The organism is Corallococcus aberystwythensis, from assembly GCF_003612165.1.
In the GTDB taxonomy this organism is placed as follows: domain Bacteria; phylum Myxococcota; class Myxococcia; order Myxococcales; family Myxococcaceae; genus Corallococcus; species Corallococcus aberystwythensis.
Window position 1 is genome coordinate 25,890 of record NZ_RAWK01000015.1, and the last position, 20,226, is coordinate 46,115.

General features: G+C 67.7%; 23 protein-coding genes. 13 read left to right on the forward strand and 10 right to left on the reverse strand.

The genetic code is table 11. The features are described from left to right. Window positions 1–159 precede the first annotated feature (159 nt). The 3 genes from D7W81_RS04060 (at window position 160) to D7W81_RS04070 (ending at window position 2,198) form a co-directional block, all read left to right on the forward strand. Entirely contained in the window at window positions 160–540 is a 381-nt protein-coding gene (locus tag D7W81_RS04060) for a phosphopantetheine adenylyltransferase (RefSeq protein ID WP_120553983.1), read from the forward strand. Window positions 541–569: 29 nt separating this feature from the next. Beyond that, a complete protein-coding gene (locus D7W81_RS04065) occupies window positions 570–740 on the forward strand; it encodes an SMI1/KNR4 family protein (RefSeq protein WP_120553984.1) in 171 nt (56 codons plus the stop codon). Between the two features lie 126 nt (window positions 741–866). Then, window positions 867–2,198 carry a PQQ-dependent sugar dehydrogenase gene (locus D7W81_RS04070; protein ID WP_120553985.1) on the forward strand — a complete coding sequence of 444 codons (1,332 nt, stop codon included), beginning with the start codon at window positions 867–869 and terminating at the stop codon, window positions 2,196–2,198. A 74-nt stretch (window positions 2,199–2,272) separates the two neighbouring features. Here D7W81_RS04070 and D7W81_RS04075 read toward each other — a convergent pair whose 3' ends face one another. From D7W81_RS04075 to D7W81_RS04085, 3 genes are all read right to left on the reverse strand, one after another. Continuing rightward, window positions 2,273–2,731 (reverse strand): group II truncated hemoglobin, encoded by a 459-nt coding sequence (locus D7W81_RS04075; RefSeq protein WP_208721151.1) that lies wholly within the window; start codon window positions 2,729–2,731, stop codon window positions 2,273–2,275. Window positions 2,732–2,748: 17 nt separating this feature from the next. Then, window positions 2,749–3,054, reverse strand: a complete 306-nt coding sequence (locus D7W81_RS04080) for a putative quinol monooxygenase (RefSeq protein WP_120553987.1) — start codon at window positions 3,052–3,054, stop codon at window positions 2,749–2,751. Between the two features lie 167 nt (window positions 3,055–3,221). Next, window positions 3,222–3,959, reverse strand: a complete 738-nt coding sequence (locus D7W81_RS04085) for an Ig-like domain-containing protein (protein ID WP_120553988.1) — start codon at window positions 3,957–3,959, stop codon at window positions 3,222–3,224. A gap of 411 nt (window positions 3,960–4,370) precedes the next feature. Between D7W81_RS04085 and D7W81_RS04090 the strand changes: the two genes are divergently transcribed. After that, complete coding sequence (locus D7W81_RS04090) at window positions 4,371–6,776, forward strand: Ig-like domain-containing protein (protein ID WP_244226955.1); 2,406 nt, start codon at window positions 4,371–4,373, stop codon at window positions 6,774–6,776. Between the two features lie 127 nt (window positions 6,777–6,903). Here D7W81_RS04090 and D7W81_RS04095 read toward each other — a convergent pair whose 3' ends face one another. After that, window positions 6,904–7,542 carry a TetR/AcrR family transcriptional regulator gene (locus tag D7W81_RS04095; protein WP_208721152.1) on the reverse strand — a complete coding sequence of 213 codons (639 nt, stop codon included), beginning with the start codon at window positions 7,540–7,542 and terminating at the stop codon, window positions 6,904–6,906. Window positions 7,543–7,580: 38 nt separating this feature from the next. On the opposite strand from D7W81_RS04095, the gene D7W81_RS04100 reads away from it, so the two are divergent. After that, window positions 7,581–8,039, forward strand: a complete 459-nt coding sequence (locus D7W81_RS04100) for a nuclear transport factor 2 family protein (RefSeq protein ID WP_208721153.1) — start codon at window positions 7,581–7,583, stop codon at window positions 8,037–8,039. A 148-nt stretch (window positions 8,040–8,187) separates the two neighbouring features. Here the strand turns inward: D7W81_RS04100 and D7W81_RS04105 are convergent, their stop codons facing one another. The 3 genes from D7W81_RS04105 to D7W81_RS04110 form a co-directional block, all read right to left on the reverse strand. Continuing rightward, window positions 8,188–8,940 carry an RICIN domain-containing protein gene (locus D7W81_RS04105; protein WP_158621418.1) on the reverse strand — a complete coding sequence of 251 codons (753 nt, stop codon included), beginning with the start codon at window positions 8,938–8,940 and terminating at the stop codon, window positions 8,188–8,190. Between the two features lie 256 nt (window positions 8,941–9,196). Further along, window positions 9,197–9,367 carry a metallophosphoesterase family protein gene (locus tag D7W81_RS42225; protein WP_158621420.1) on the reverse strand — a complete coding sequence of 57 codons (171 nt, stop codon included), beginning with the start codon at window positions 9,365–9,367 and terminating at the stop codon, window positions 9,197–9,199. Window positions 9,368–9,422: 55 nt separating this feature from the next. Next, on the reverse strand, window positions 9,423–10,331 hold the full coding sequence (locus D7W81_RS04110; RefSeq protein WP_208721154.1) for a LysR family transcriptional regulator: 909 nt from the start codon (window positions 10,329–10,331) through the stop codon (window positions 9,423–9,425). Between the two features lie 105 nt (window positions 10,332–10,436). Here D7W81_RS04110 and D7W81_RS04115 point away from each other — a divergent pair, with 105 nt between their 5' ends. The 3 genes from D7W81_RS04115 (at window position 10,437) to D7W81_RS04125 (ending at window position 12,976) form a co-directional block, all read left to right on the forward strand. Then, on the forward strand, window positions 10,437–11,324 hold the full coding sequence (locus D7W81_RS04115) for an aldo/keto reductase family oxidoreductase (protein ID WP_279637800.1): 888 nt from the start codon (window positions 10,437–10,439) through the stop codon (window positions 11,322–11,324). 223 nt (window positions 11,325–11,547) lie between these two features. Further along, a complete protein-coding gene (locus D7W81_RS04120) occupies window positions 11,548–12,279 on the forward strand; it encodes an SDR family NAD(P)-dependent oxidoreductase (RefSeq protein ID WP_120553993.1) in 732 nt (243 codons plus the stop codon). 118 nt (window positions 12,280–12,397) lie between these two features. Further along, window positions 12,398–12,976 carry a TMEM175 family protein gene (locus D7W81_RS04125; RefSeq protein WP_120553994.1) on the forward strand — a complete coding sequence of 193 codons (579 nt, stop codon included), beginning with the start codon at window positions 12,398–12,400 and terminating at the stop codon, window positions 12,974–12,976. Between the two features lie 22 nt (window positions 12,977–12,998). On the opposite strand, the gene D7W81_RS04130 is transcribed toward D7W81_RS04125, so the two are convergent. Further along, on the reverse strand, window positions 12,999–13,574 hold the full coding sequence (locus D7W81_RS04130; RefSeq protein ID WP_120553995.1) for a class I SAM-dependent DNA methyltransferase: 576 nt from the start codon (window positions 13,572–13,574) through the stop codon (window positions 12,999–13,001). Between the two features lie 220 nt (window positions 13,575–13,794). Here D7W81_RS04130 and D7W81_RS04135 point away from each other — a divergent pair, with 220 nt between their 5' ends. After that, window positions 13,795–14,280 carry a putative immunity protein gene (locus D7W81_RS04135; RefSeq protein ID WP_244226956.1) on the forward strand — a complete coding sequence of 162 codons (486 nt, stop codon included), beginning with the start codon at window positions 13,795–13,797 and terminating at the stop codon, window positions 14,278–14,280. Window positions 14,281–14,423: 143 nt separating this feature from the next. Further along, complete coding sequence (locus D7W81_RS04140) at window positions 14,424–15,692, forward strand: SBBP repeat-containing protein (RefSeq protein ID WP_244226957.1); 1,269 nt, start codon at window positions 14,424–14,426, stop codon at window positions 15,690–15,692. 290 nt (window positions 15,693–15,982) lie between these two features. Here the strand turns inward: D7W81_RS04140 and D7W81_RS04145 are convergent, their stop codons facing one another. Further along, window positions 15,983–16,534, reverse strand: a complete 552-nt coding sequence (locus D7W81_RS04145) for a TetR/AcrR family transcriptional regulator (protein WP_120553997.1) — start codon at window positions 16,532–16,534, stop codon at window positions 15,983–15,985. Between the two features lie 106 nt (window positions 16,535–16,640). Between D7W81_RS04145 and D7W81_RS04150 the strand changes: the two genes are divergently transcribed. Then, complete coding sequence (locus tag D7W81_RS04150) at window positions 16,641–17,555, forward strand: NmrA family NAD(P)-binding protein (RefSeq protein ID WP_120553998.1); 915 nt, start codon at window positions 16,641–16,643, stop codon at window positions 17,553–17,555. A 27-nt stretch (window positions 17,556–17,582) separates the two neighbouring features. Here D7W81_RS04150 and D7W81_RS04155 read toward each other — a convergent pair whose 3' ends face one another. Further along, complete coding sequence (locus D7W81_RS04155; RefSeq protein WP_120553999.1) at window positions 17,583–18,386, reverse strand: helix-turn-helix transcriptional regulator; 804 nt, start codon at window positions 18,384–18,386, stop codon at window positions 17,583–17,585. A 74-nt stretch (window positions 18,387–18,460) separates the two neighbouring features. Here D7W81_RS04155 and D7W81_RS04160 point away from each other — a divergent pair, with 74 nt between their 5' ends. Further along, window positions 18,461–19,114, forward strand: a complete 654-nt coding sequence (locus tag D7W81_RS04160) for a glutathione S-transferase family protein (protein WP_120554000.1) — start codon at window positions 18,461–18,463, stop codon at window positions 19,112–19,114. 59 nt (window positions 19,115–19,173) lie between these two features. Then, window positions 19,174–20,202 (forward strand): DUF3592 domain-containing protein, encoded by a 1,029-nt coding sequence (locus D7W81_RS04165; RefSeq protein ID WP_120554001.1) that lies wholly within the window; start codon window positions 19,174–19,176, stop codon window positions 20,200–20,202. Window positions 20,203–20,226 lie beyond the last annotated feature (24 nt).

A 20,226-nucleotide genomic window follows, 5' to 3' on the forward strand; every position in this document is an offset into this window, starting at 1 on the left:
GCTCTGGCTCGCCGTGCCGAGGGGGGCCCTCAGACTGCCTCGGCCGCGCTTCTCAACCAGCGCAGCCCCCTGTCCCCGCCTCCCTGCTCTTGCTCGCGCGGGCTGTGGTTTCTTGGGCGAAGGTGGCTGCCCCACCTTGTTCACCCTGCCGGAGTCCGTATGCGCCACGTCGTATCGACGATGCTTGTGTTCGTGGGCATCATTCACCTCCTGCCACTGCCGGGGGTTCTTGGGAGCGAACGGCTCGCCGCGCTCTACGGTCTCTCCTTCACCGAGCCCAATCTGGCGATTCTCATGCGCCATCGCGCGGTGCTTTTCGGCCTGCTTGGACTCTTCCTGGTCTTCGCCGCGTTTCAACCTTCGCTGCAAACCACGGCATTCACCGCCGGCTTTGTCAGCGTCATCTCCTTTCTCTGGCTGGCCTGGTCCGTGGGTGGCTACAACCCCCAGCTCGCGCGCGTTTTCATCGCGGACATCGCTGCGCTGGTCTTCCTGCTGGTGGGTGTTGCCGCCCATGTCTCCGAACGACTTCGTGGCTGACCTGTCCCTGATTTATTGGGAGACAGAACATGCGGGATTTGAAGTTCTCGGAAGTTGGCAAGCCAGCCGACCCGGCTGAGATCGCCTCGGCCCAATCACAGCTCGGCCTTACGCTTCCTGACGGACTGGCAACGTTCTACGCGACGTCCAACGGCGGTGTGCCCTCGGTCTGCTGCTTCGACTACATGTTCAGCCCGTAGGCGCTGAAGCCCTGGGACGGAAGGGAGCCCGATGTCCAGCACGGCCACCCGTTGCAATGCGTCCTTTCCGGCTGACTCGAAAACCAGATAATCACTCCTGTCCTCTTCCCCCCAGGAGTGAGTCGCGTGCGCCTACTGTCAATCCCCCTCATCGTCGCCACCCTCCTCGTCGGTTGCCGCGAGGATCCAGAACCCACGCCACCGGACTCGGGCGCCTCGCTGCAGGACTCTGGCGTTCCACCCCAGGACTCGGGCGTTCCTGAAGGTGACTCGGGTGTCCCTGAGGATGACGCGGGCGTCCCGGAAGATCCGCTCCCCAGCGGGCCCCCGGTTCCGCAGGGCCCGCCCAACGTGCCCGAGTTCAAGCCGGCCTTCCCCGAGCAGACGCGCGTCCCCGCCATCCAGACGAAGACGGCCCTTCAAGTCACGGAGATTGCCTCGGGCATCAGGAACCCCTGGGGCATCGCCTTCCTGCCGGACCAGCGCATGCTGGTGACGGAGAAGCCCACCGGCTCGCTCTACATCGTCACGCAGCAGGGCGCGAAGTCTCCCGCCGTCAGCGGCCTGCCCGCCGTGGACGGACGCGACCAGGGCGGCTTGCTCGACGTGGAGGTGGGCCCGGACTACGCCCAGAGCGGGCTCATCTACTGGACCTATTCCGAGCCACGCCAGGGCGGCAACGGGCTGGCGGTGGCGCGCGCGCGGCTGGTGGACGGAGCGCAGCCTCGCGTGGAGAACGTCCAGGTCATCTTCCGCATGATGCCCACGCTCGAGTCGACGCTGCACTCCGGGGGACGGATGGTGTTCACCCCGGACGGCAAGCTGTTCGTCACGCTCGGGGAGCGCTCCATCCTCGCGGGCCGTGTCCAGGCCCAGGACGTGAAGAGCCACTTCGGCAAGGTGGTCCGCATCAATCCCGACGGCTCCGTGCCCCAGGACAATCCCTACCTGAACACCCCGGGGGCGAAGCCGGAGATCTGGTCCATCGGTCACCGCAACGTCTTGTCCGCGGCGCTCGACAGCCAGAACCGGCTGTGGACGGTGGAGATGGGGCCGAAGGGAGGCGACGAAGTGAACCGCCCCGAGGCAGGCAAGGACTACGGCTGGCCCACCATCGGGTATGGCGAGGAGTACTCCGGCGCGCCCATCCACCAGAGCCCCCAGGCTCCGGGCATGGAGCAGCCCGTGTACTACTGGGACCCGGTGATTGCCCCCTCGGGGATGACCATCTACTCCGGGACCCTGTTCCCCGAGTGGCGCAACAACCTGTTCATCGGCGGCCTGGCCGCCAAGGCGCTGGTGCGGCTCATGGTGCGCAACGACCGCGTGGTGGGCGAGGAGCACCTCCTCAAGAACCTGGACTCGCGCATCCGCGACGTGGTGCAGGGCCCCGAGGGCGCCCTCTACCTGCTCACCGACGCCACCAACGGCAAGGTGCTCAAGGTCACGCCGCGCTGAAGCAGCCGCAGGCTGCGGCGCGCTCCTCGCTCCCCGAGAGAATCAAACCTCGGGGAGCGGAGGGGCAGCGCCTCCTATCCAGGACGGTACGGACCGCCCGGAACACCCCACCCCCAGACAGGCATGGGCGCCTCCAGGTCCACGCTCACACCTTCCCGGGAGTTGATGACCGCGAGCCTCGACCCCCACTCGACATAGGCGATGAACGCAGACCGGAACTCAGGGTCCTCCGGCAGCGACACCTCGTCGGCGGAGTCCAACAGCAGCTCCGTCCAGCGCCGGCGCTGCGCCTCCGTCAGGTGTCGTCCGAGGTGATGGCGAACCATCTCCGGATGCCCGCCTCTCTCGCCGCTGTAGCGGGGAGGTCCTCCCAGCACCTCGCCCAGGAAGAGGGCGACGTGGGCCGGGTGTGCCGCGGACATCCGCTCGAAGACAGGGCCCAACAGCGCGTCCACGCGCACGCGTTCGTAGAACCGCTCCGTCAATCGCGCGAGAGCCTCGGCCCCGCCCGCCCACGCGTACAACGACGGCACGGAGCTGGACTCCCCGCTCACGGGCGGACCCAGGCACTGTCGACGCGGTAGTGCTTCATCTCCTGGATGTCGGGCACGAAGGGCTTGATGAGCTCGAAGAACTTCCGGAACTCGGGGCTCCGGCGAAACCCCTGAAGGTGCCCCTCTTCGGAGTCCCACTCGATGCGGACCACGAAGTGGTGCGGCTCCTCCACGCCCTGGCTCACTTCATAGCGCAGGCAGTGAGCCGAGGCGCGCAGGTGCTCACCCGCGCGCTGATAGGCCTCGAGAAACGCCCCTGCCCGCTCGGCGGGAACGTCATAACGGATGTACTCCACGACCATGGTCGGTGCCTTCTTCGAAAGGGACTGGGGTTGAGGCGGCGCGGCGACTCCAACACCTGCCATGACAATGACAAGAAGAAACAGGGCCGCTCGACGAAACGTTGGCGAAGCACTTGTGACGGGAGGGCAGGCGGCGAGCACGTGCGTCCCAGCCGCCTCGGTCCAGGCTACGGCGCAGGCATCCAGGCCAGACCCAGGTTCCTGGCGCTGCCCGAGTTCACGGTCTGGATATCCCCGCCGTCGGCCAGGTTGGTGCTCCGGAGCGCGGTCCCCAGCCAATCCGCCCAATACAGCCGCCCGGCCGCGACATCGATGGCAATCCCATGCACCGTGCTCTGATTGGTCACCAGTGCGGTGGAGCCGGAGCCTCCGAAGATGAGGTTCGCGGGGGCATTCGGCACCAGGTCGGTATTGGAGGACGTAGCGGTGAACGTGAGGCTGTCGGCGGCGGTCTCCACGTCGCCCACGGTGAAGGCCAGGTCGCCGGTCGAGCTGCCATCAGTGATGCTCTGGTTCTCCACCGGGGAGAGCGTGGGTGTGTCGTTCACTGGCGTGATGGTGAGGGTCACCGTGCCCTGGGCGCTTTGGCCCTGGCTGTTGGTGGCGCGAAAGATGAGCGCATCTTCGCCGTTGTCGTCGGCGCCGGGGGTGTAGGTGATGGAGCCATTGGCGCTGACCTCACCCACCTTGCCGTGGTCCGGTGCGTCGACGATGGTGAAAGTGATTGCCCCGTTGCCGGTGGCAGGCAGTTGCACCTCGAGGGGCGTGTCTTCCACCGCCTCCAGGGTGACGTCGCGGGCCACCGGCGGGTCGTTGGGCGGCGGGTCGTTGCCGCCACAAGCGGCGAGGGTGCTGACGGCCAGTCCAAGTACCAATCCGGCGCGCAATGCAGCGGCTGATGCCATGAGCCTTTTCAAAAACAAAGATGCCCCCCTCGCAGCACGGACGCATCGTCGTCCACGAGGAAGAGGGTGGTGGGGGCTTGCATCATGACGAGGACTCCGTGTGGGCCGCAGGAGGCACGCACCGAACAGAGCCCCTGCACCGGAGGGCTCCCGGCTTGCAGGCGTCCACCGTGCGCCTCGACGGTGGAGCGGCGGATGGACGCCTCATGAGTCGCGGCTGGGGGCGCGCCTGCCGCTCCCCTTCATCGGGTGTCCATGGCACTCGAGTGCCTGCCGGCTGGTGACCGGGGGACATTGGCCATCCGGGTGTTGCGCGCCGAGCTGTCGGGGGCAAGGAATGGCGTCGTTCATTCCATGAGAGGGGACGGTCCATTCCGGGCCTCATCCTGCTCCTCAGGGGAGAGACACTCGATGCGAAGCCGTCCTGGTGTGCCGTGGTCGTGGGGGCTGGGCGTGATGCTGGCCCTGTCGCTGGGGGCGTGTGGAGTGGAGTCCCTGGAGGCTGGGGTGTCGCAAGAGGACGTCCGGGCGTTGACGAATGAGCGTCTGGAAGCCTCTTTGACGTGGGATCCGTATGCAGACGCGGTGGCGCCGGGCACCACGGCGACGGTGCTCAACGCCAGCGCGGCGCTGGGCGCTCCGGACGGGCAGGCCGCGACACTGCTGGGCTTGTTCAACACGGCATTGGTGCTGGACCTGGGCCAGGGCGAGGAAGGCACCGGCGACCTGCGCGTCTACTACCACGGCCTGTCGTTGGCGCTGGTGGCCCAGGTGGACTTCCTGAAGGCGGATGGGACCCTCATTGGCTCCAGCTCGTTGCACCTGGTGGAGCTGGGCCTGGGGACGCATGTGGCGGTGGCGACGTACCCGGGGAACAAGCCCTATCGCTACGTGCGCCTGAGGGGCACGGTGCTCGCGCTCTACCTGGTGGACGCGGTGGAGACATCCCTGCGGCCATTCTGTGGTGATGGGGTGCTGGGTGGGTTCGAAACCTGTGACGACGCCAATCAGCTCTCTGGAGACGGCTGTAACAGCGTCTGCGAAGTGGAGCCGGGCTACACCTGCACAGGCTCACCGAGCGTTTGCGACAACAACTCAGCGCCCACGGTCGAGGACGTTCACGCGACGACCCCCGAGGATATCCCGGTGGACATCACCATCCCCGCGGTGGACCCGGATGGCGACGCGCTTGACTACTCATACACCGCGCCCAGCCATGGCACGCTCACACTCTCGGGGGCGTCGGTGACGTACACCCCGAACGCGAACTTCGCCGGAGTGGACACCTTCCAGGTCACGGTCTCCGACGGCAAGAAGCAGGCAACGGCCACCGTCTCGGTCACGGTGAGCCCGGTCAACGACGCTCCCGTGGCCGCCTCTGCCGCGGTGACCGTGGGCTACAACACCTCGACGCCCATCACGTTGACGGCCACGGACGTGGACGGGGACGTGCTCACGTTCGCCGTGACGGCTCCTCCCGCGCACGGCACCCTGTCCGGGACGGGCGCCCAGTTGCTCTACACGCCGGACGCGGATTTCCATGGAGAGGACGCGTTCACCTTCACGGCCAGCGACAGCGCGCTGACCTCCAACACCGCCACGTTCAGCATCACCGTCAGGCCGCCGCCTGTCTGTGGCGACGGCAACGTCGATTCGGGTGAGGTCTGTGACGACGGCAACCGCGTCGCGGGGGACGGCTGCCGGGCGGACTGCCAGGGCGCGGAGGTATGCGGCGACGGGCTGGTCGACAGCGTCACGGGAGAGCAGTGCGACGATGGCGGCACGATCCCCGGGGATGGCTGCGACGCCGCGTGCCAGCTGGATGCCTTTTCGAATGTGCCCCCCACGCTCATCAGCGGGACCCTGAACTGCACCACGGCCAACACGAACACGGGGCGCAAGGCGGCGGTGGATGCACTGGGGCGCTTCTACGTCGTCATGAGGTGCGATGGCGCGGTCCATGTCAGCGTGAGCGTGGACCGTGGCCACACCTGGGTGGGGCCCACTCCCCTGGGAATCACCAACGCGGCGGAGGTCGCGATTGAAGGCGGCCCCACGGGGGTCGCGTACGTCGCGGCCACCAGCGTGGGCACGCTGATATTCACCCGGACCGTCGACGCGGGAGCGAGCTGGGAGGCGCCGCGAACCCTCAGCGCGGCGGCCAACCCCACCCTCAGTCTGGATTCCAGGGGCGACGCCCTCTACATCTCCGTCTCGCGAGGCACCTCCACGGGGGTGCGCGTCCTCCGGAACTTCGCGCGAGGCGCGAACGACTTCAGCGAGACAGACGTGGACCAGAGCAATGCCTACTTCGACGTCATCGTGGACAAGATCAGCGGAGATGTCTTCTCGGTGAGCGACGACCCCTCCTTCCGCATCCGCCGCAGCAGCGACCAGGGGACCAGCTTCGGCCCGCTGAGCTCCCCTCCGGGGCAGGCCTTCTTCTCGGACTGGACGGGCTCCAACGGCTTCATCTACACCACGGGCTCCTTCGGGGACGACAACGTGGACGTCATCCCCATGTCCGCGCCGGGGACGAGCACCCAGGTGCCGGGCCTCCCCACGGACGTCGGTCCTGGCCCCCTCCGGACGATTGACGCGGACGCGCTCGGCAACGGCTACATCGCCTCCCAGCGAGGGACGGGCGACATCCAGTTGGACCGGATGCTCGTGGGGGCCTCCATGATTCTGGCCACGGATGCCAGGACGGTGGGGCCGGGTGCCGCGCCAGCGGTTGCGGCGCTCCCGTCGAACGGCGGCGCCCTGGTGGCCTACACGAACGGCACCAGTATCTACGCCTCAGTGGTCGTGTACTGAATCCACGGGTCCCGGATGCGCGCCTCCCAGGTCATGCGGGAGGCGCGCGAGGCCGTCACGTCTCGTCTCCAGTCGGCGCGGAACCTGGCGGTGCCCCCTTTCAGCCATGTCCGGCGTGGGCTTGCGGTCAGCGTTTCGCGGCCGGCCGCAGGCCGTCGAAGAGAAGGGTGAGCGCGCGCTGGCGGAATGATGCGCTCCACTCATCCGTGAGCGCTTCCTGGCAGATGGCCGCCAGCAGGGCGATCAGCTCGGTGGGGCGCAGGTCGTCGCGGACGGTGCCCGCTTTCTGGGCGCGTTCGAGCAGCACATCGATGCCGGGCCGGAGGCGGGCCAGCGCGTCGCCAACGCGGACCCGGACCCCGGTTTCGGCGAGCCGGGCGAACACCGCCCTGTTCCGCGCGCTGATCGCCATGACGCGGGCGCAGAACTCGAACAGGGCGGTGACTGCGTCCTGATTGCCGACCATCGCGTCGACTTCCGTGATGAGCCGGTCCAGCAGGTGCATCACCACGGCCTGGAGCAGCTCGGGTTTGGTTGGGAAGTGCCGGAACACGGTGCCAATCGCGACGCCGGCGTGCGCGGCCACGGCCTCGGTCGAGGCCGACGCGCCCTGCTCGGCGAACACGGCCTCGGCCGCATCCAGGATGCGCGCGCGATTGCGGCGGGCATCCGCACGAACGGGGCGTTCACCCGCACCGCCGCCCGCGGGCGGCCCACCCTTTCGCGCCATCAGCCGTCGCTCCTTGAAAAAGTGAGTCAGACTCACTATTCATCCTGAGTCGCACTCATCTTATCCCAGGAGGCATGACCATGTCACAGCCGGCGACGGGGGCCGCGGGCCCTCTCACCATCTACCGGTGCATGCAGGAAGCACTCCTCGGGGACGGTGCGACGCTCCTCCCAGCGGAGCTGTTGGCCGAGGATGTCGTGGTCGAGACCCCGTTCTCCCCTCCAGGCATGCGACGCCATGAGGGTCGCGAGGCGTGGCTGGCGTTCTACCGGGCCAGAAGCGCGGTCCTGCCGGTGCGCTTCGAGCAGTTCCGCGAACTGGCGACGCATCAGACCGGCGACCCCGAGGTCATCATTGTCGAGTACGAGCTGGCGGGGACGGTCACCACCACCGGCCGGCACGCCTCGGCGACCCTCATCGGCGTGCTGCGGGTCCGCGACGGCCTGATCCAACACTGGCGCGAGTACCAGGACGTCCTGGCGATCAGCGAGGCGCTGAAACTCACGCCCGAGGACCTCGGGGGCCCGGCATGATGACGAACCTCGGAACCCATCCCGTGGGTGGCGCATCCGGCGGCACGCCCCTGCGAAGACCGATGCTCCATGGCGCCGGCGTGACGCCCAGCGGGCACAGGTGCCGCCACGCATGACGTGCCGTCTCCTGCACCCCGGGGTAATGGGTTCAGATGTCCAGCCGCCAGAGCTGATTGTCCGCCCGCGCGTTGCGATGCATGGGGAACATGATGAGCCGCCCTGAGCCATCCGTCCTGCCGCCCTCGATATCCAGCACAAGGCCGTTGAGCTGACTCTGGATGAAGTACGTGCCGCGAACGCGACCGGGCACCAGCTGCCACACCTGATTGAGTCCGCCGTGGGCCTCCCAGGTGATCACGCGGGTTCCCGCGGCCCCATTGGCCCCCTCCACGTCGAGCACGAGCCCGTTGAGCCGGCTGCGGATGAGATAGCCGCCTTTCGTGGGCACCAGCTGCCACATCTGGTTGTCGTTGCCCTCGCGGTTGGACTTGGCCCGGAAGGCGACAAGCCCCGCTCCAGGCGCGCGGTTGTTGCCCTCGATGTCGATGACGAGCCCCGCGAGCTTGCTGCGGATGACGGTGCTCCGCTGGGGACGCGTCTCTCCACGCCCTGTGCTCCACTCCGAACGTCCAGGAGGCGGAGGGGGCGGCGTGGGGCGCGACTCGCCCTGACACCAGCCCGCGGGGCTGCACGTGCGGGCGCCATCGCACTGCGAGGCATCGTGGCAGCGGTTGGGCCCGGGACGGTTGCGCGACTCGTCCCAGCGGTAGTCCGGGCCCGGTCCCGCCGACGCCGTCAGCGGCAGGAGCAGCAGCGCGAGCGCGGCCCATCCCCTGCCCTTCGCGGACCCGCTGTTTTCACGCGCACGACCAGCGTTGGAGCCAATGCGAACCGCGAACATGGGACGTCTCCTTGACCTTGAGGTCTCCAGTGGAGGGGCAGCTCTCGCCGCCTCGTTCGCACTGTGTCCTTCATGACGGGAACCCGGAAGTTTCATTCACACCGCCGGGAGCGAGTCCGTCCCGCGCACTCAAGGACTTCGCGGTCGTCGACGTGCCTCACGCGAGGAGGCGCTCGCGTGGTGGCGGAGTGGGTCTGTGCGTTCCTCGCGCGGATGGCCTCTTCGGTCCTCGGAACGAGGGACTCGAGCCCGGTCCTCACGGCCTCCGCCTGGACCTGCTCGACCCGCGAATCCACGACGCCGCTCGGGCGAACTCCTCCAGGTCACCCGCGCGGCACATGTCGCCAGCGTGGACGAAGATGTCGCCCGGGGGCATCACGAGCTCGTCGTGGAAGAGGTGGGTGTCCGAGACGGCGACGATGCGCATCCCCGCAGCATGCCTCGGGTTCACCCGGGCATGAGACGGATGAGGCACTCGCGTCTCAGCCGCGTCGGGGCCGCATCGACTTGACGAAGTCAATGAACGCACGCAGCGGCGCAGGGAGGTGGCGACGGCCGGGGTAGTAGAGCACCGGCCCGGAGAAGCTCGGCCACCATGACTCGAGCACAGGCTCAAGCTCGCCTCGGTCAATGAAGGGACGGAGCCAATCCTCGAAGTCGTAGATGATCCCGGTGCCAGCCACGGCGGCAGCCACCGCAAGGTCGGTGGTCGTGCCAAGACCGACAATCAGCGGCCCCTTCGGATCGACGTGGAGGGTCACTCCGTTGCGTTCGAATTCCCACGCATGCAGCGGGCCATTCGTGAACCGTCCCCCCAGGCAATCATGGTCCAGGAGTTCGCGCGGATGCCTGGGGCGCCCACGACGAGCGAGGTATGCCGGCGAGGCGGCTGCCGCGAATCGCTGGACGCGAGGACCAATCGGAACAGCCACCATGTCCTGCGCGAGCCGCTCTTCGTAGCGGATGCCCGCGTCATAGCCTTCGGCCACCACGTCAACGAGGCGCTCCTCGGCGATCACCTCCAGGCGGATGTCGGGGTACTTCGCGAGGAAGGGCGGCACGATGCTCGGCAGCACCAGCCGCGCTGCCGCGATTGGGACGTTGAGCCGCAGGCGTCCCGCGGGTCGGTCGCGGAAGTCGTTGACCACATCCAACGCCGAGCGCACCTCGCCGAGCGCAGGCGTGAGCCGCTCGAGGAGCCGGGCCCCTGCGTCGGTAGGCGTCACGCTGCGCGTGGTTCGATGGAGTAACCGCACGCCGAGCCGGGCTTCCAGCCGACGGACAGCGTCTCCCATGCGCGAAGCGCTGCTGCCCGCCACGCGAGCAGCGCTGCGGAATCCGCCCTCGCGAGCGACCGTCAAGAATGCCGTGAGATCAGCGAGTTCATCCATCACTGTGCGGATTTTCGCACGGCCCGTGCAGATTGCTACCCATAGTCGTGCACTGATTCCTTCCATAAAGGGATGGGCGACCTCGCCACACGAAGGAGCTTCCCAGTGACCCACAGCCCCATCTCAAGCAGCTTTCGCATCGGCACACACACCGTTCGCCGCGTGGGTTACGGCGCGATGCAGCTCGCCGGCCCTGGCGTCTTCGGCCCGCCCAGGGACCGCAAGGCGGCTGTCGCGGTGCTGCAAGAGGCCATCGCCCAGGGCGTCGACCATCTCGACACCAGTGACATCTACGGCCCCCACATCACCAACCAGCTCATCCGTGAGGCGCTGCACCCGTACCGCGACGGTCTGCTCATCGCCACGAAGGTTGGCGCGGTGCGCGGTCCCAACGGTTCGTGGGAGCCCGCGTTCTCCGCCGCTGACATGGAGCGCGCGGTCCACGACAACCTGCGCAACCTCGGGCTCGAGGTGCTCGATGTCGTGAACTTCCGCGCGATGTTCAGCGCCGAGGGCCCGGTTGAAGGCTCTATCGAAGCGCCGCTCACCGCGCTCGCGGAGCTTCAGCAGCGCGGCCTCATCCGCCACATCGGATTGAGCAATGTCACGCCGGCGCAGGTCGCTGAAGGCAGCAAGATCGCCGAGATCGCCTGCGTGCAGAATCACTACAACCTCACGCACCGGCGTGACGACGCCCTGATCGACCAGCTCGCCGCCAGGGGTACGGCCTACGTGCCGTACTTCCCGCTGGGCGGGTTCACGCCGCTACAGTCGAGCGCACTGAACGACGTGGCCGCGCGCCTCGGCGCGACACCCATGCAGGTTGCGCTGGCCTGGCTCCTCCACCGGTCCCCCAACCTGCTTCTCATCCCAGGCACGTCATCAATCACACACCTCAAACAGAATCTCGCAAGTGCCGCGCTCGCCCTGAGCGCTGAAGACATGGACACCTTGAACCGTCTTGCCGGGCATCACACTGCTGGCACGCCATAGGCCTTCAATGTTTCAAACGAGAAGAGATGCGCCCCTTCTCGGAGCTGATCACAGGCAATCCCGGAGAGAACGGAGATAATCTCAATCGATTGAAAACCTTCGTGACGGGCCAACTGCAATCGAGCAGTGACACGTTTCTCGCGGCAGTCTGAGCCATCGCGAGCACATCCACCCACGCACAGTGAGTGGTGCCTCGGCGTGACGGAGCGCATAGTGGTGAGACATGGCACGCATCTTCATCACCGGATCCGCGGACGGCTTGGGAAAAGCCGCCGCACGGACGCTTCTCTCCGACGGTCACGAGGTGATCGTCCACGTGCGCAGCGAGCAGCGACTCGCTGCCGTACAGGACCTGGTGACGCAAGGCGCGGTCGTCCTGGTCGCGGACCTCGCTGTTCTGGAGCAGACCCGCGACCTGGCCAGGCAGGTCAACGCGCTCGGGCAGATGGACGCGGTGATCCACAACGCAGGCGTGTACTCCGACCCGTGGATCCTGCCCGTGAACGTCGTGGCACCCTACGTGCTCACCGCGCTCATCCAGCGGCCCAAACGCCTCGTCTACCTGAGCAGCGGGATGCACAAGGGCGGGCGGGCGAGCCTGGATGGCATGGATTGGAGCGGACGTCGCGTCACGGGGACCTACTCGGACAGCAAGCTCTTCGTCACCACCCTGGCCTCGGCCGTCGCCCGACGCTGGCCGGAGGTCTTCAGCAACGCGGTCGATCCGGGCTGGGTTCCCACGAAGATGGGCGGCCCCAACGCACCCGATGACCTGCGGCTCGGACACCTCACGCAGGAGTGGCTGGCGACCAGCGACGCCGCCGAGGCACGCACCACGGATGGTTACTGGCACCACCAACGACGGGTCGAGAGGCATCCCGCGACACACGACCTGAAGTTCCAGGCCCAGTTGCTCGACGAACTGGCCCGGGCCACCGGAGTTTCGCTCCCCTGACGGGATGTTCCGGGCCACACCCATCGCCTCCAGTAGTGGGAGACTGGGAGCCGTTCCGGAATAACGTGTGCGCCAGGGTGGCCCCCCAAGGCCACTCGCATTGTGCACGGGGGGAAGCATGGACAAGAACCGGCTGGAAGCGTTCAGCGACGGCGTCATCGCCATCATCATCACGATCATGGTGCTGGAGCTCAAAGCACCGCACGGCAGCGAACTGGCCGACCTGCGACCGCTGATCCCCGTCTTCCTCAGCTATGTGCTCAGCTTCATCTACGTGGGCATCTACTGGAACAACCACCATCATCTCCTGCACACCGTCGACCGCGTCAGCGGCGGCATGCTGTGGGCAAACCTGCACTTGTTGTTCTGGCTGTCGCTGGTTCCCTTCACCACCGGCTGGATGGGCGAAAACCATTTCGCGTCCGTGCCGCTGGCGCTCTACGGCTTCGTGCTACTGATGTGCGCCTTCGCCTGGTGGCTGCTGCAAACCCGCATGGTGGCGGCACAGGGCCGGAAGTCGACGCTGGCGCTGGCTGTCGGGCGCGATCTCAAGGGCAAGATTTCGCCGGTTTTCTACCTGGCCGGCATCGTCAGCGCCTTCTTCAATGGGTATTTTTCCGAGGCGCTCTATGTGCTGGCCGCGCTGATGTGGCTGGTGCCGGACCGTCGCTTCGAGAAAGCGACGCATGCAAGCTAGGAGCGGCTGGCGAGAAGCCGCCTCACCCTGTCTTGCGCGCCAGGTAGTAGACGTTTTCGCCCGGGTCCTTGTGCGTCGCTTCCAGCGTGAGCCCATGCGTGCGCAGCAGGTCGCGATACCCGTCGACGCTGTATGAGTGATAGCGGAACGGCACGCCATTCATCGGAGCGCCGTCCACGGAGCCGTGGGTGTCGCCCGAGGTGAAGAGGAACGCGGCGCCAGGTTTCAATGCCCTCGCGATATTGGCGATCGCCTGTTCCTGCTCTTCGTGGTGCAGGTGGAACAGGACGCCCCACGCAATCGCGGCGTCGAACGTCCGCGCCTGAAGCTCACACGACTGGATGGGCGCGCAGCTCACCGGAACGTGAGGAAAGTTCGCTTGGAATCGCGCCAGCAGCTCGCGTGAACTGTCCACGCCCATCACCTGGCAGCCGTGCTCCAGCAGCACCCGCGTCAGCGGCAGTCCCGTGCCGCAGCCGACGTCCAGCACCCAGGCGCCGGCCGGAAGTGAGGCCGCGAGCGCGGTCACTTCCGGGACGCCCATGGAGCCTGTGCGTTGGGATGCGAACCAGTCCGCGATCAAATCGTACTCGTGCACGCGTCAGCCTCCTCCAAGGAGCTCGTCGAGCGAGGCCTTCTCGACGTTCCTGCGCGCGAACGCTCCTGGGTCATCGGCGCTGAGACCTATCAGTCGTTCCGGAAGGCTCATGTCGTTTGGGCCTCCAGGAGAATACCATGGCGACCCGCGCCCCCTCCTCGCGAGGAGGCGAACCGAGAATCCGCCAATGCCCATCCTGCCGAAAGAGCGAGACCCCCGGTTGATCACGATTCGTCGTGGCGGAAGCCTGACCGACGAGGACCACCACCTGCTCGCGGAGTGGGCCGCCCTCTGCGCGGAGCACGTCCTGCCCTTCTTCGAGAACGCGAGCCCCGAGGACACGCGCCCCCGTGACGCCATCGCCGTGGGACGAGCGTGGATCCGGGGCGAGGTACCCATGCGTGACGCACACAAGACCGCGTTCGTCGCCAACGCCGCGGCTCGTGAGTTGCCGGACCCGGCCAGGTTCGCTGCGCTCGCGGCAGGCCAGGCGGTGGCTGTCGCCCACGTCGCCGCGCACTACCTGGGCGCGGCGGCGTACGCCATCCGGGCCGCCTCCGCGTCGGTCCCCGAAGGTGACGCGGAAAGCGCCCGGCTGAAGGAACTCGGCTGGCAGCGGAAACGGATCCCCGCCCACCTCCGTGAGTTCGTCCTCGAAGACCAGCGGGCGCGCAATGCCATCTGCTGGGGCGTCTTCACCGGATGACAGGGGATTGGCTCTTCCGGCCTTCCGTGTCTTTTATTACCCATCTTCCAGACACCCGTTTCTCGTGGTCTTGCATGGATGCCGTGCCTTCCGGCCTTCCCAAGGATCCGGCCCGGTCCCCCCACTGAGAAATGGAGTTCGTGATGAAACACCTCTTCTTGAGCATGTTCGGGTTCGCGGGCGTCGTCGGCGTCGCGGGTCTCCCCTCCGTCGCCGAGGCCCAGGTCCCTCCTCCGTCCTGGGTGCAGCAGCTGGGCGCCAACCTGGATGAACAGGCCAACGCCGTGGCCGTGTCCGGCACCCACGTCTACGCGGCAGGACAGACGACCAGCCAGCTCGGCGTGGACCCGAAGGTGGGTGGGCAGGACGCGTTCATTGCCCGGTACGACACCGCCGGCAACCTCCAGTGGGTCCGCCAGTTCGGCACCCCGGGAAATGACCGCGCCACCGCCGTGGCCTCCGACGCGGACGGCAACGTGTACGTGGCCGGCACCACCTTCGGCGGCCTCGACTTCTATACCAATGCGGGCGGCCTCGATTTCTTCGTCGCCAAGTATGACGCCGCCGGTAGCCGCCTGTGGCTGCGCCAGAACGGCACGCAGATGGATGACTTCGCCACCGGCATCGCCGTCGGTGCGGACGACACCCTCTATTTCACCGGCTACACCGGCGGAAGCTTCGCCAGCGGCGGCAATCCCAACAACTACGACATCATCGCCGCGCTCTATGACACGGCGGGCAACCCGTACTGGCTCCAGCAGTACGTCAGCCCCATGAGCGACATGGCGCGCGGCATCGCCGTCACGCCCTCCCATGAGGTCTACATCGTCGGGAACACCTACGGCAGCCTCGACGGCACCACCACCCCGGTGAGCAGCGACATCTTCCTGCTCAAGCTCAACATCCTCGGTGCCCAGCAGTGGGTCCGGCAGATCGACGCGGGCGAACTCGATGACGCCAAGAGCGTGGCCGTGGGCCCCGACGGCGGCGTCTATATCGCTGGCGATACCTTCGGCAGCCTGGACGGCAACACCAACAACGGCACCATCGACGTGCTGCTCGCCCGCTACGACAGTGCCGGCAATCGCGATTGGAGCCGCATGTTCGGAGGCGCGCAGACCGACTACGCGTTCGGCGTCGCCGTCACCCCGGACAACGTCGTGCAGGTGGTTGGCTACACCTTCGGGCTCGACGGCGTCCCGTCCGCGGGCGGCTCCGATGCCTTCCTCACCCGCTATGACGCGCTCGGCACCCGCCTGGGCACCCGCACCCTGGGCACCTCGCGCCAGGACATCGCTCGCGGCGTGGCCGTGGACGCCTCCGGCAACACCTACGTCGCCGGGCAGACGCTCGGAAGCCTCGGCGGCAACACGAACGCCGGCAGCAACGACGCCTTCCTCATCCGCTTCTGAGTTGGCGGACCCTCCCGTCCGGCTCGACACGAGAGGCCGGACGGCCACCGGTAGCGCCCCTCCCGGCAATCCCACGGGAGGGCGTGCCTGGCGCGCGCGGGATGTGTCCAGACGCCGTTGGCGTTGCACGAACGGCCCATGACGCCCGCTGAAACACACGGTGCTCCCCAGACGGGGGGCGCGCTGCTGCCATTGCCCGCCCTTTGCAGCGTCCGGGCACGCGTGAGTCCGCAATGAGTGCCATGGAAGGGACACAGGCAGAGCCGCCTGGATGAGGCGCCCTGCCGCGTTCAGGGCCGGATGCCAGTGAGCGCGAGGCGCAGCACCCGGCGCGCGGTGAGCGGATCCTTCTCATTGGCGACGGCGATCGCGTTCGCCAGCATCATCAGGTCCTCCGTGGTGGCGCCTGCGTGAAGCGCACCCCTCGATGACGCCCGTGCCACCAGCACGTTCAGCACGTCGCGCAGCATGTCGGTGCAGCAGATGTCTTCGGCGGTGAGGCCCGCCGGACCGCCCAGCAGTGCGAAGGCAAGCCCGCGGTGGGTCGCGGTGTAGACCGTCAGCTCCTCGAGCCAGGCCGCCAGCTCGGCGGCGGGCTCCTTCCCCGGTTGCGCAGCGGCCCGCGCGCAGAGCTGCGCGACGCCATCCCGGAAGACGGCTTCCAACAGCGCCTGCCGCGACGGGAAGTGCCGGTGCAGGGTCGCCGAGCCCACCCCCGCCTGCCGCGCGATCTCCTCCAGGGACGCCTGAGCGCCATCCCTGGCGACCAGCTCCGCGGCGGCCGCGACAATCCGCTCCCGGTTGCGTTGCCCGTCCACTCGCAACCGCTTCACCTGCGCCACGGCACGCTCCTCCTCACGGGAACCTTCCCTTTGACAAACGGGGTCCCCCTCCGTATTCAACCATGAAAATAAACGGTGGGGTCCCCCACTTACCAAGGAGCTGCTGATGCGCAGCAACGATTCGGTTCTCGTCACCGCCGCCACGGGCCGCCAGGGCGGCGCCACCGCCCGGGCACTGTTGGCCGGGGGCCGCACGCGGGTGCGCGTGCTGGTGCGCAATCCGGAGGCGGCGAACGCCAGGGCGCTGGCGGCGGCTGGCGCCGAGGTGGTCATTGGGGACCTGGAGGATCCAGCGTCGTTGCGCGCCGCCTGTGCCGGGGCCCGGGCGGTCTTCTCCATGCAGTCCCCCATCGTCTCCGCGACCGGTGTCGACTTCAGCAAGGAGCTCCAGCAAGGGAGGAACCTCGTCGAGGCAGCGCTCGCCGAGGGTGTCGAAACGTTCGTGCACACCGCGACGTCCGGCGTCGGCGACCATCGCAACGTCGAGGGCTGGGCGGAGGGGCGCTGGAAGTCACACGAGACGTACTGGGAGAACAAGCTCGCCACCTGCGAACTCGTCCGCACCGCGGGTTTCAAGCACTGGACCCTCATCCTGCCCGCCACCTTCATGGATCACGCCATGCTGGACCCTGCCGGGTTCGTCGACGGGCGCCGGTTGCTCACGGTGGTCGGGGCGGATAAGCCCATCGGGTTGATCGCCCCGGAGGACATCGGACAGGCGGCAGCGGCGGCGATCAACGACCCCGCGAAGTTCCAGGGTGTGACGCTGCAACTCGCGGGGGACCTGCTCACGCTGCCCCAGGTCGCCGAGGTCCTCTCGCGTGTCGACGGCAAGGAGTACGTCGTCCAGTCCGCCACGGTCGAAGAGGCCGTCGCGGCGGGCCTGCATCCCGGCGTGGCTCAAGGCATGACGTACATGAACGTCGCCCCGGTGCTGGCCCGGCCCGAAATCGCGCGCTCCCTTGGCCTTTCACCCATGAGCTTCGAGACCTGGGCGCGGAAGCGCCGCGAGACGGCGTGACCGCCGCCCGAGGCACGGCCCCCGGCGCTAACCGGAGAGCTCGCGGACCAGCTGTTCGACCCCCCGCGCGGAGGCGTCGTCCACCGGGGACAGGACAAACATGCCGAGGCCGTCGCTGTCGTCGACGGAAAACACAGACGCCTCGAACACCAGTTCTCCGACCCCCGGCCGGACAAGCCGCCTGAGTCTCACGCCGTGCGGGTACAGCTCATTCTCGGCCCACAGCCGGCGGAAGTCCTCGCTCGTCTCCATCAAGTCGTCGACGAGCGCGGCAGCCTCTTCCGAGGCTCCCGCGCGCGCGATGTCGATGCGAAACGCGGCGAGGCAGGTGCGCCGCATGTCATCGCCATGCGGCAGGAAGGTGGCGGCTTCGGGATGGAAGACCCGGCGCAGCATGTTGCGGTCACGCTCGGGAATCGCGGCGTAATCACCAAGCACCGCCACTGCGGCGCGGTTCCACGCGACAATCTGAAACGTCGGTGTCTTCACGAACGCGGGCACGCGCAGGTTGTCGAGCACGCGCTGCAACGCGGGCGTGACCTCCGCGGGCGGCGTGTGGCGGCGCGGTGGCGGACGCGCGTGGGCGAGCAGGAACAGCATCTCGCGATTCGTTTCGTCGAGTTCGAGTGCGCGAGCGAGGCGTTCGAGCACGTCATCGGACGGCACGCCGCCGCGCCCCTGTTCCAGCCACGTGTACCAGGTGACGCTCACGCCGGCTCGCGCCGCGACCTCCTCGCGACGAAGCCCGGGAGTGCGGCGCCGTTCGGTCGATGCGGGCTGAAGCCGCTCGCGGCGAGCGCGGAGGAATTCGGGGAGGGTGGTAGTCGCCATACCAGTATGCGGGCACGTCTTTTCCCGCGGGTCCACGCAGCCTACGGTCCGCCCCTCACCACGAGGAAGGTCCCATGCTGACGCTGCATCATCTCGGACATTCGCAATCGGAGCGGATCGTCTGGCTCTGTGAGGAGCTTGGGCTCGACTATGAGCTGAAGCGCTATCAGCGCCGGTCGGACAACCGGATGGCCCCACCGGAATACAAGGCGCTCCATCCGCTGGGCACGGCGCCGGTCCTCACCGACGGCGACCTCGTCCTCGGGGAGTCCGGGGCCATCTGCGAGTACCTCATCCAGACCCATGGCCATGGCCGGCTCGCGGTGAAGCACGGCGAACCCGGCTTCGCCGACTATCTCTACTGGTTCCACTTCGCCAACGGGACGCTGCAACCGCTCGTCCTGCAGGTGCGGTCCCTGGAGCGCGTCGACCCCTCGGACAAGAACGCGCCCCTGCATGCGGCCCGGGAGCGGTTCAACCTGGTCTTCTCGACCCTGGAGAAGCGGCTGGGGGAGGCGCCCTATCTGGCCGGCGACGCGTTGACGGCGGCGGACATCATGGTTGTGTTCACGCTGACCACGATGCGGCGGTTCAAGCCGTATGACCTCTCACCCTGGCCCCACATCCTGGCCTACCTGCAACGCATTGGCGCGAGGCCCGCGTACCGCCTGGCCATGCAGAAGGCCGACCCGGATTCGACGCCCCTGCTGGGGGCCATTCCAGAATGAGCTGTCTTCCCGCCAGCGCGGTGCCGGACGCGAACCTGTCCTCCCTGTAGACTGGAGCGATGTTTGCTCGCGTCGCCTCGTCCGCGGTGTTGCTCGTCTTCGTGTTGCTGTGGACCGGCATCACGGTGGCCATCGACCTCCTTGCCACCGCCAACATGGTCCGTCAGGTGCAGGCGGAGCGCTGGCCCTCCGTGCCGGGCACCATCACCCGGAGCGAGGTGGAAGCGGTGCGCTCGAGCAAGGGCGGCACCACGTACGGCCCGAAGGTGGCCTACCGCTACTCCGTCGACGGGCAGCGCTACGAGGGCGGCACGGACCGCTCCGCTGCGTGGCGCACGTCAAACCCCAGGGACGCGGAGAGGCAGGTGGCACGCTTTCCCATCGGAGCCACCGTCCCGGTGTACTACCAGCCCGGGAAACCCTCGGAGACGGTGTTGCAGCCCGGCCTGCGGAGCACGGACTTGTTCGTGCTCATGATCCTGTTGCCCTTCAACCTGGTGGCGCTCTGGCTGGGCGCCCTGGTGGGGTGGGCCTTGATGCCGGAGCCGCCGCTCGTGTCCCCCTTCGTCCGGGAGGACGGCAGCGAGGGCGTGACGCTGGAACGGCAGTCGATGCTCTCCTGGGTGTTCCTGGCCATGGGAGGTTCCGCCCTGGCATGCGTGGTGATTGCAGGAATCGCGGGGGGACTCAACGCACCGCTGCCCGTGGGCATGGGGGCCTGGGGGGTCGTCATCGCCTGCGGCGTGCTCGCCGGGCGGTGGGTGCGTGCACGACGGAAGGCCGGGCACTACGACCTGCGCATTCACGCCCAGGCGAAGAGCCTCTCCCTGCCGCCGTTCTCCGGCCGCGAGCACCGGCTTGACCTGCGGTGGCGCGACACGCGGTCGCTCCGCGTCGAACCCCGGGTTCACGAGCGCAAGGGGCGCAAGGAGACCCGCTACGCGCTCGCGATTGAGTACGCCACCACCGACGGCTTGGAACAACAGACGGACATCGCCAGTTTCACCCGCCAGGAGCAGGCGGAGGCGCTGGCGGACTGGCTGGGAGCGCGCCTCCCCCACCTCGACCGCCCTTCACGCGCCGCCTGAGCTCCCTGGGTTGGCACTGGAGCG

What these genes read in the sequence shown, in the direction of transcription:
- D7W81_RS04060 (WP_120553983.1), top strand. Translation starts at nt 160, where the DNA reads ATGCGCCACGTCGTATCGACGATGCTTGTGTTCGTGGGCATCATTCAC.
- D7W81_RS04065 (WP_120553984.1), top strand. Translation starts at nt 570, where the DNA reads ATGCGGGATTTGAAGTTCTCGGAAGTTGGCAAGCCAGCCGACCCGGCT.
- D7W81_RS04080 (WP_120553987.1), bottom strand. Translation starts at nt 3,054, where the DNA reads ATGGTCGTGGAGTACATCCGTTATGACGTTCCCGCCGAGCGGGCAGGG.
- D7W81_RS04085 (WP_120553988.1), bottom strand. Translation starts at nt 3,959, where the DNA reads ATGGCATCAGCCGCTGCATTGCGCGCCGGATTGGTACTTGGACTGGCC.
- D7W81_RS04090 (WP_244226955.1), top strand. Translation starts at nt 4,371, where the DNA reads ATGCGAAGCCGTCCTGGTGTGCCGTGGTCGTGGGGGCTGGGCGTGATG.
- D7W81_RS04100 (WP_208721153.1), top strand. Translation starts at nt 7,581, where the DNA reads ATGACCATGTCACAGCCGGCGACGGGGGCCGCGGGCCCTCTCACCATC.
- D7W81_RS04105 (WP_158621418.1), bottom strand. Translation starts at nt 8,940, where the DNA reads ATGTTCGCGGTTCGCATTGGCTCCAACGCTGGTCGTGCGCGTGAAAAC.
- D7W81_RS42225 (WP_158621420.1), bottom strand. Translation starts at nt 9,367, where the DNA reads ATGCGCATCGTCGCCGTCTCGGACACCCACCTCTTCCACGACGAGCTC.
- D7W81_RS04110 (WP_208721154.1), bottom strand. Translation starts at nt 10,331, where the DNA reads ATGGATGAACTCGCTGATCTCACGGCATTCTTGACGGTCGCTCGCGAG.
- D7W81_RS04120 (WP_120553993.1), top strand. Translation starts at nt 11,548, where the DNA reads ATGGCACGCATCTTCATCACCGGATCCGCGGACGGCTTGGGAAAAGCC.
- D7W81_RS04125 (WP_120553994.1), top strand. Translation starts at nt 12,398, where the DNA reads ATGGACAAGAACCGGCTGGAAGCGTTCAGCGACGGCGTCATCGCCATC.
- D7W81_RS04140 (WP_244226957.1), top strand. Translation starts at nt 14,424, where the DNA reads ATGAAACACCTCTTCTTGAGCATGTTCGGGTTCGCGGGCGTCGTCGGC.
- D7W81_RS04150 (WP_120553998.1), top strand. Translation starts at nt 16,641, where the DNA reads ATGCGCAGCAACGATTCGGTTCTCGTCACCGCCGCCACGGGCCGCCAG.
- D7W81_RS04155 (WP_120553999.1), bottom strand. Translation starts at nt 18,386, where the DNA reads ATGGCGACTACCACCCTCCCCGAATTCCTCCGCGCTCGCCGCGAGCGG.
- D7W81_RS04160 (WP_120554000.1), top strand. Translation starts at nt 18,461, where the DNA reads ATGCTGACGCTGCATCATCTCGGACATTCGCAATCGGAGCGGATCGTC.
- D7W81_RS04165 (WP_120554001.1), top strand. Translation starts at nt 19,174, where the DNA reads ATGTTTGCTCGCGTCGCCTCGTCCGCGGTGTTGCTCGTCTTCGTGTTG.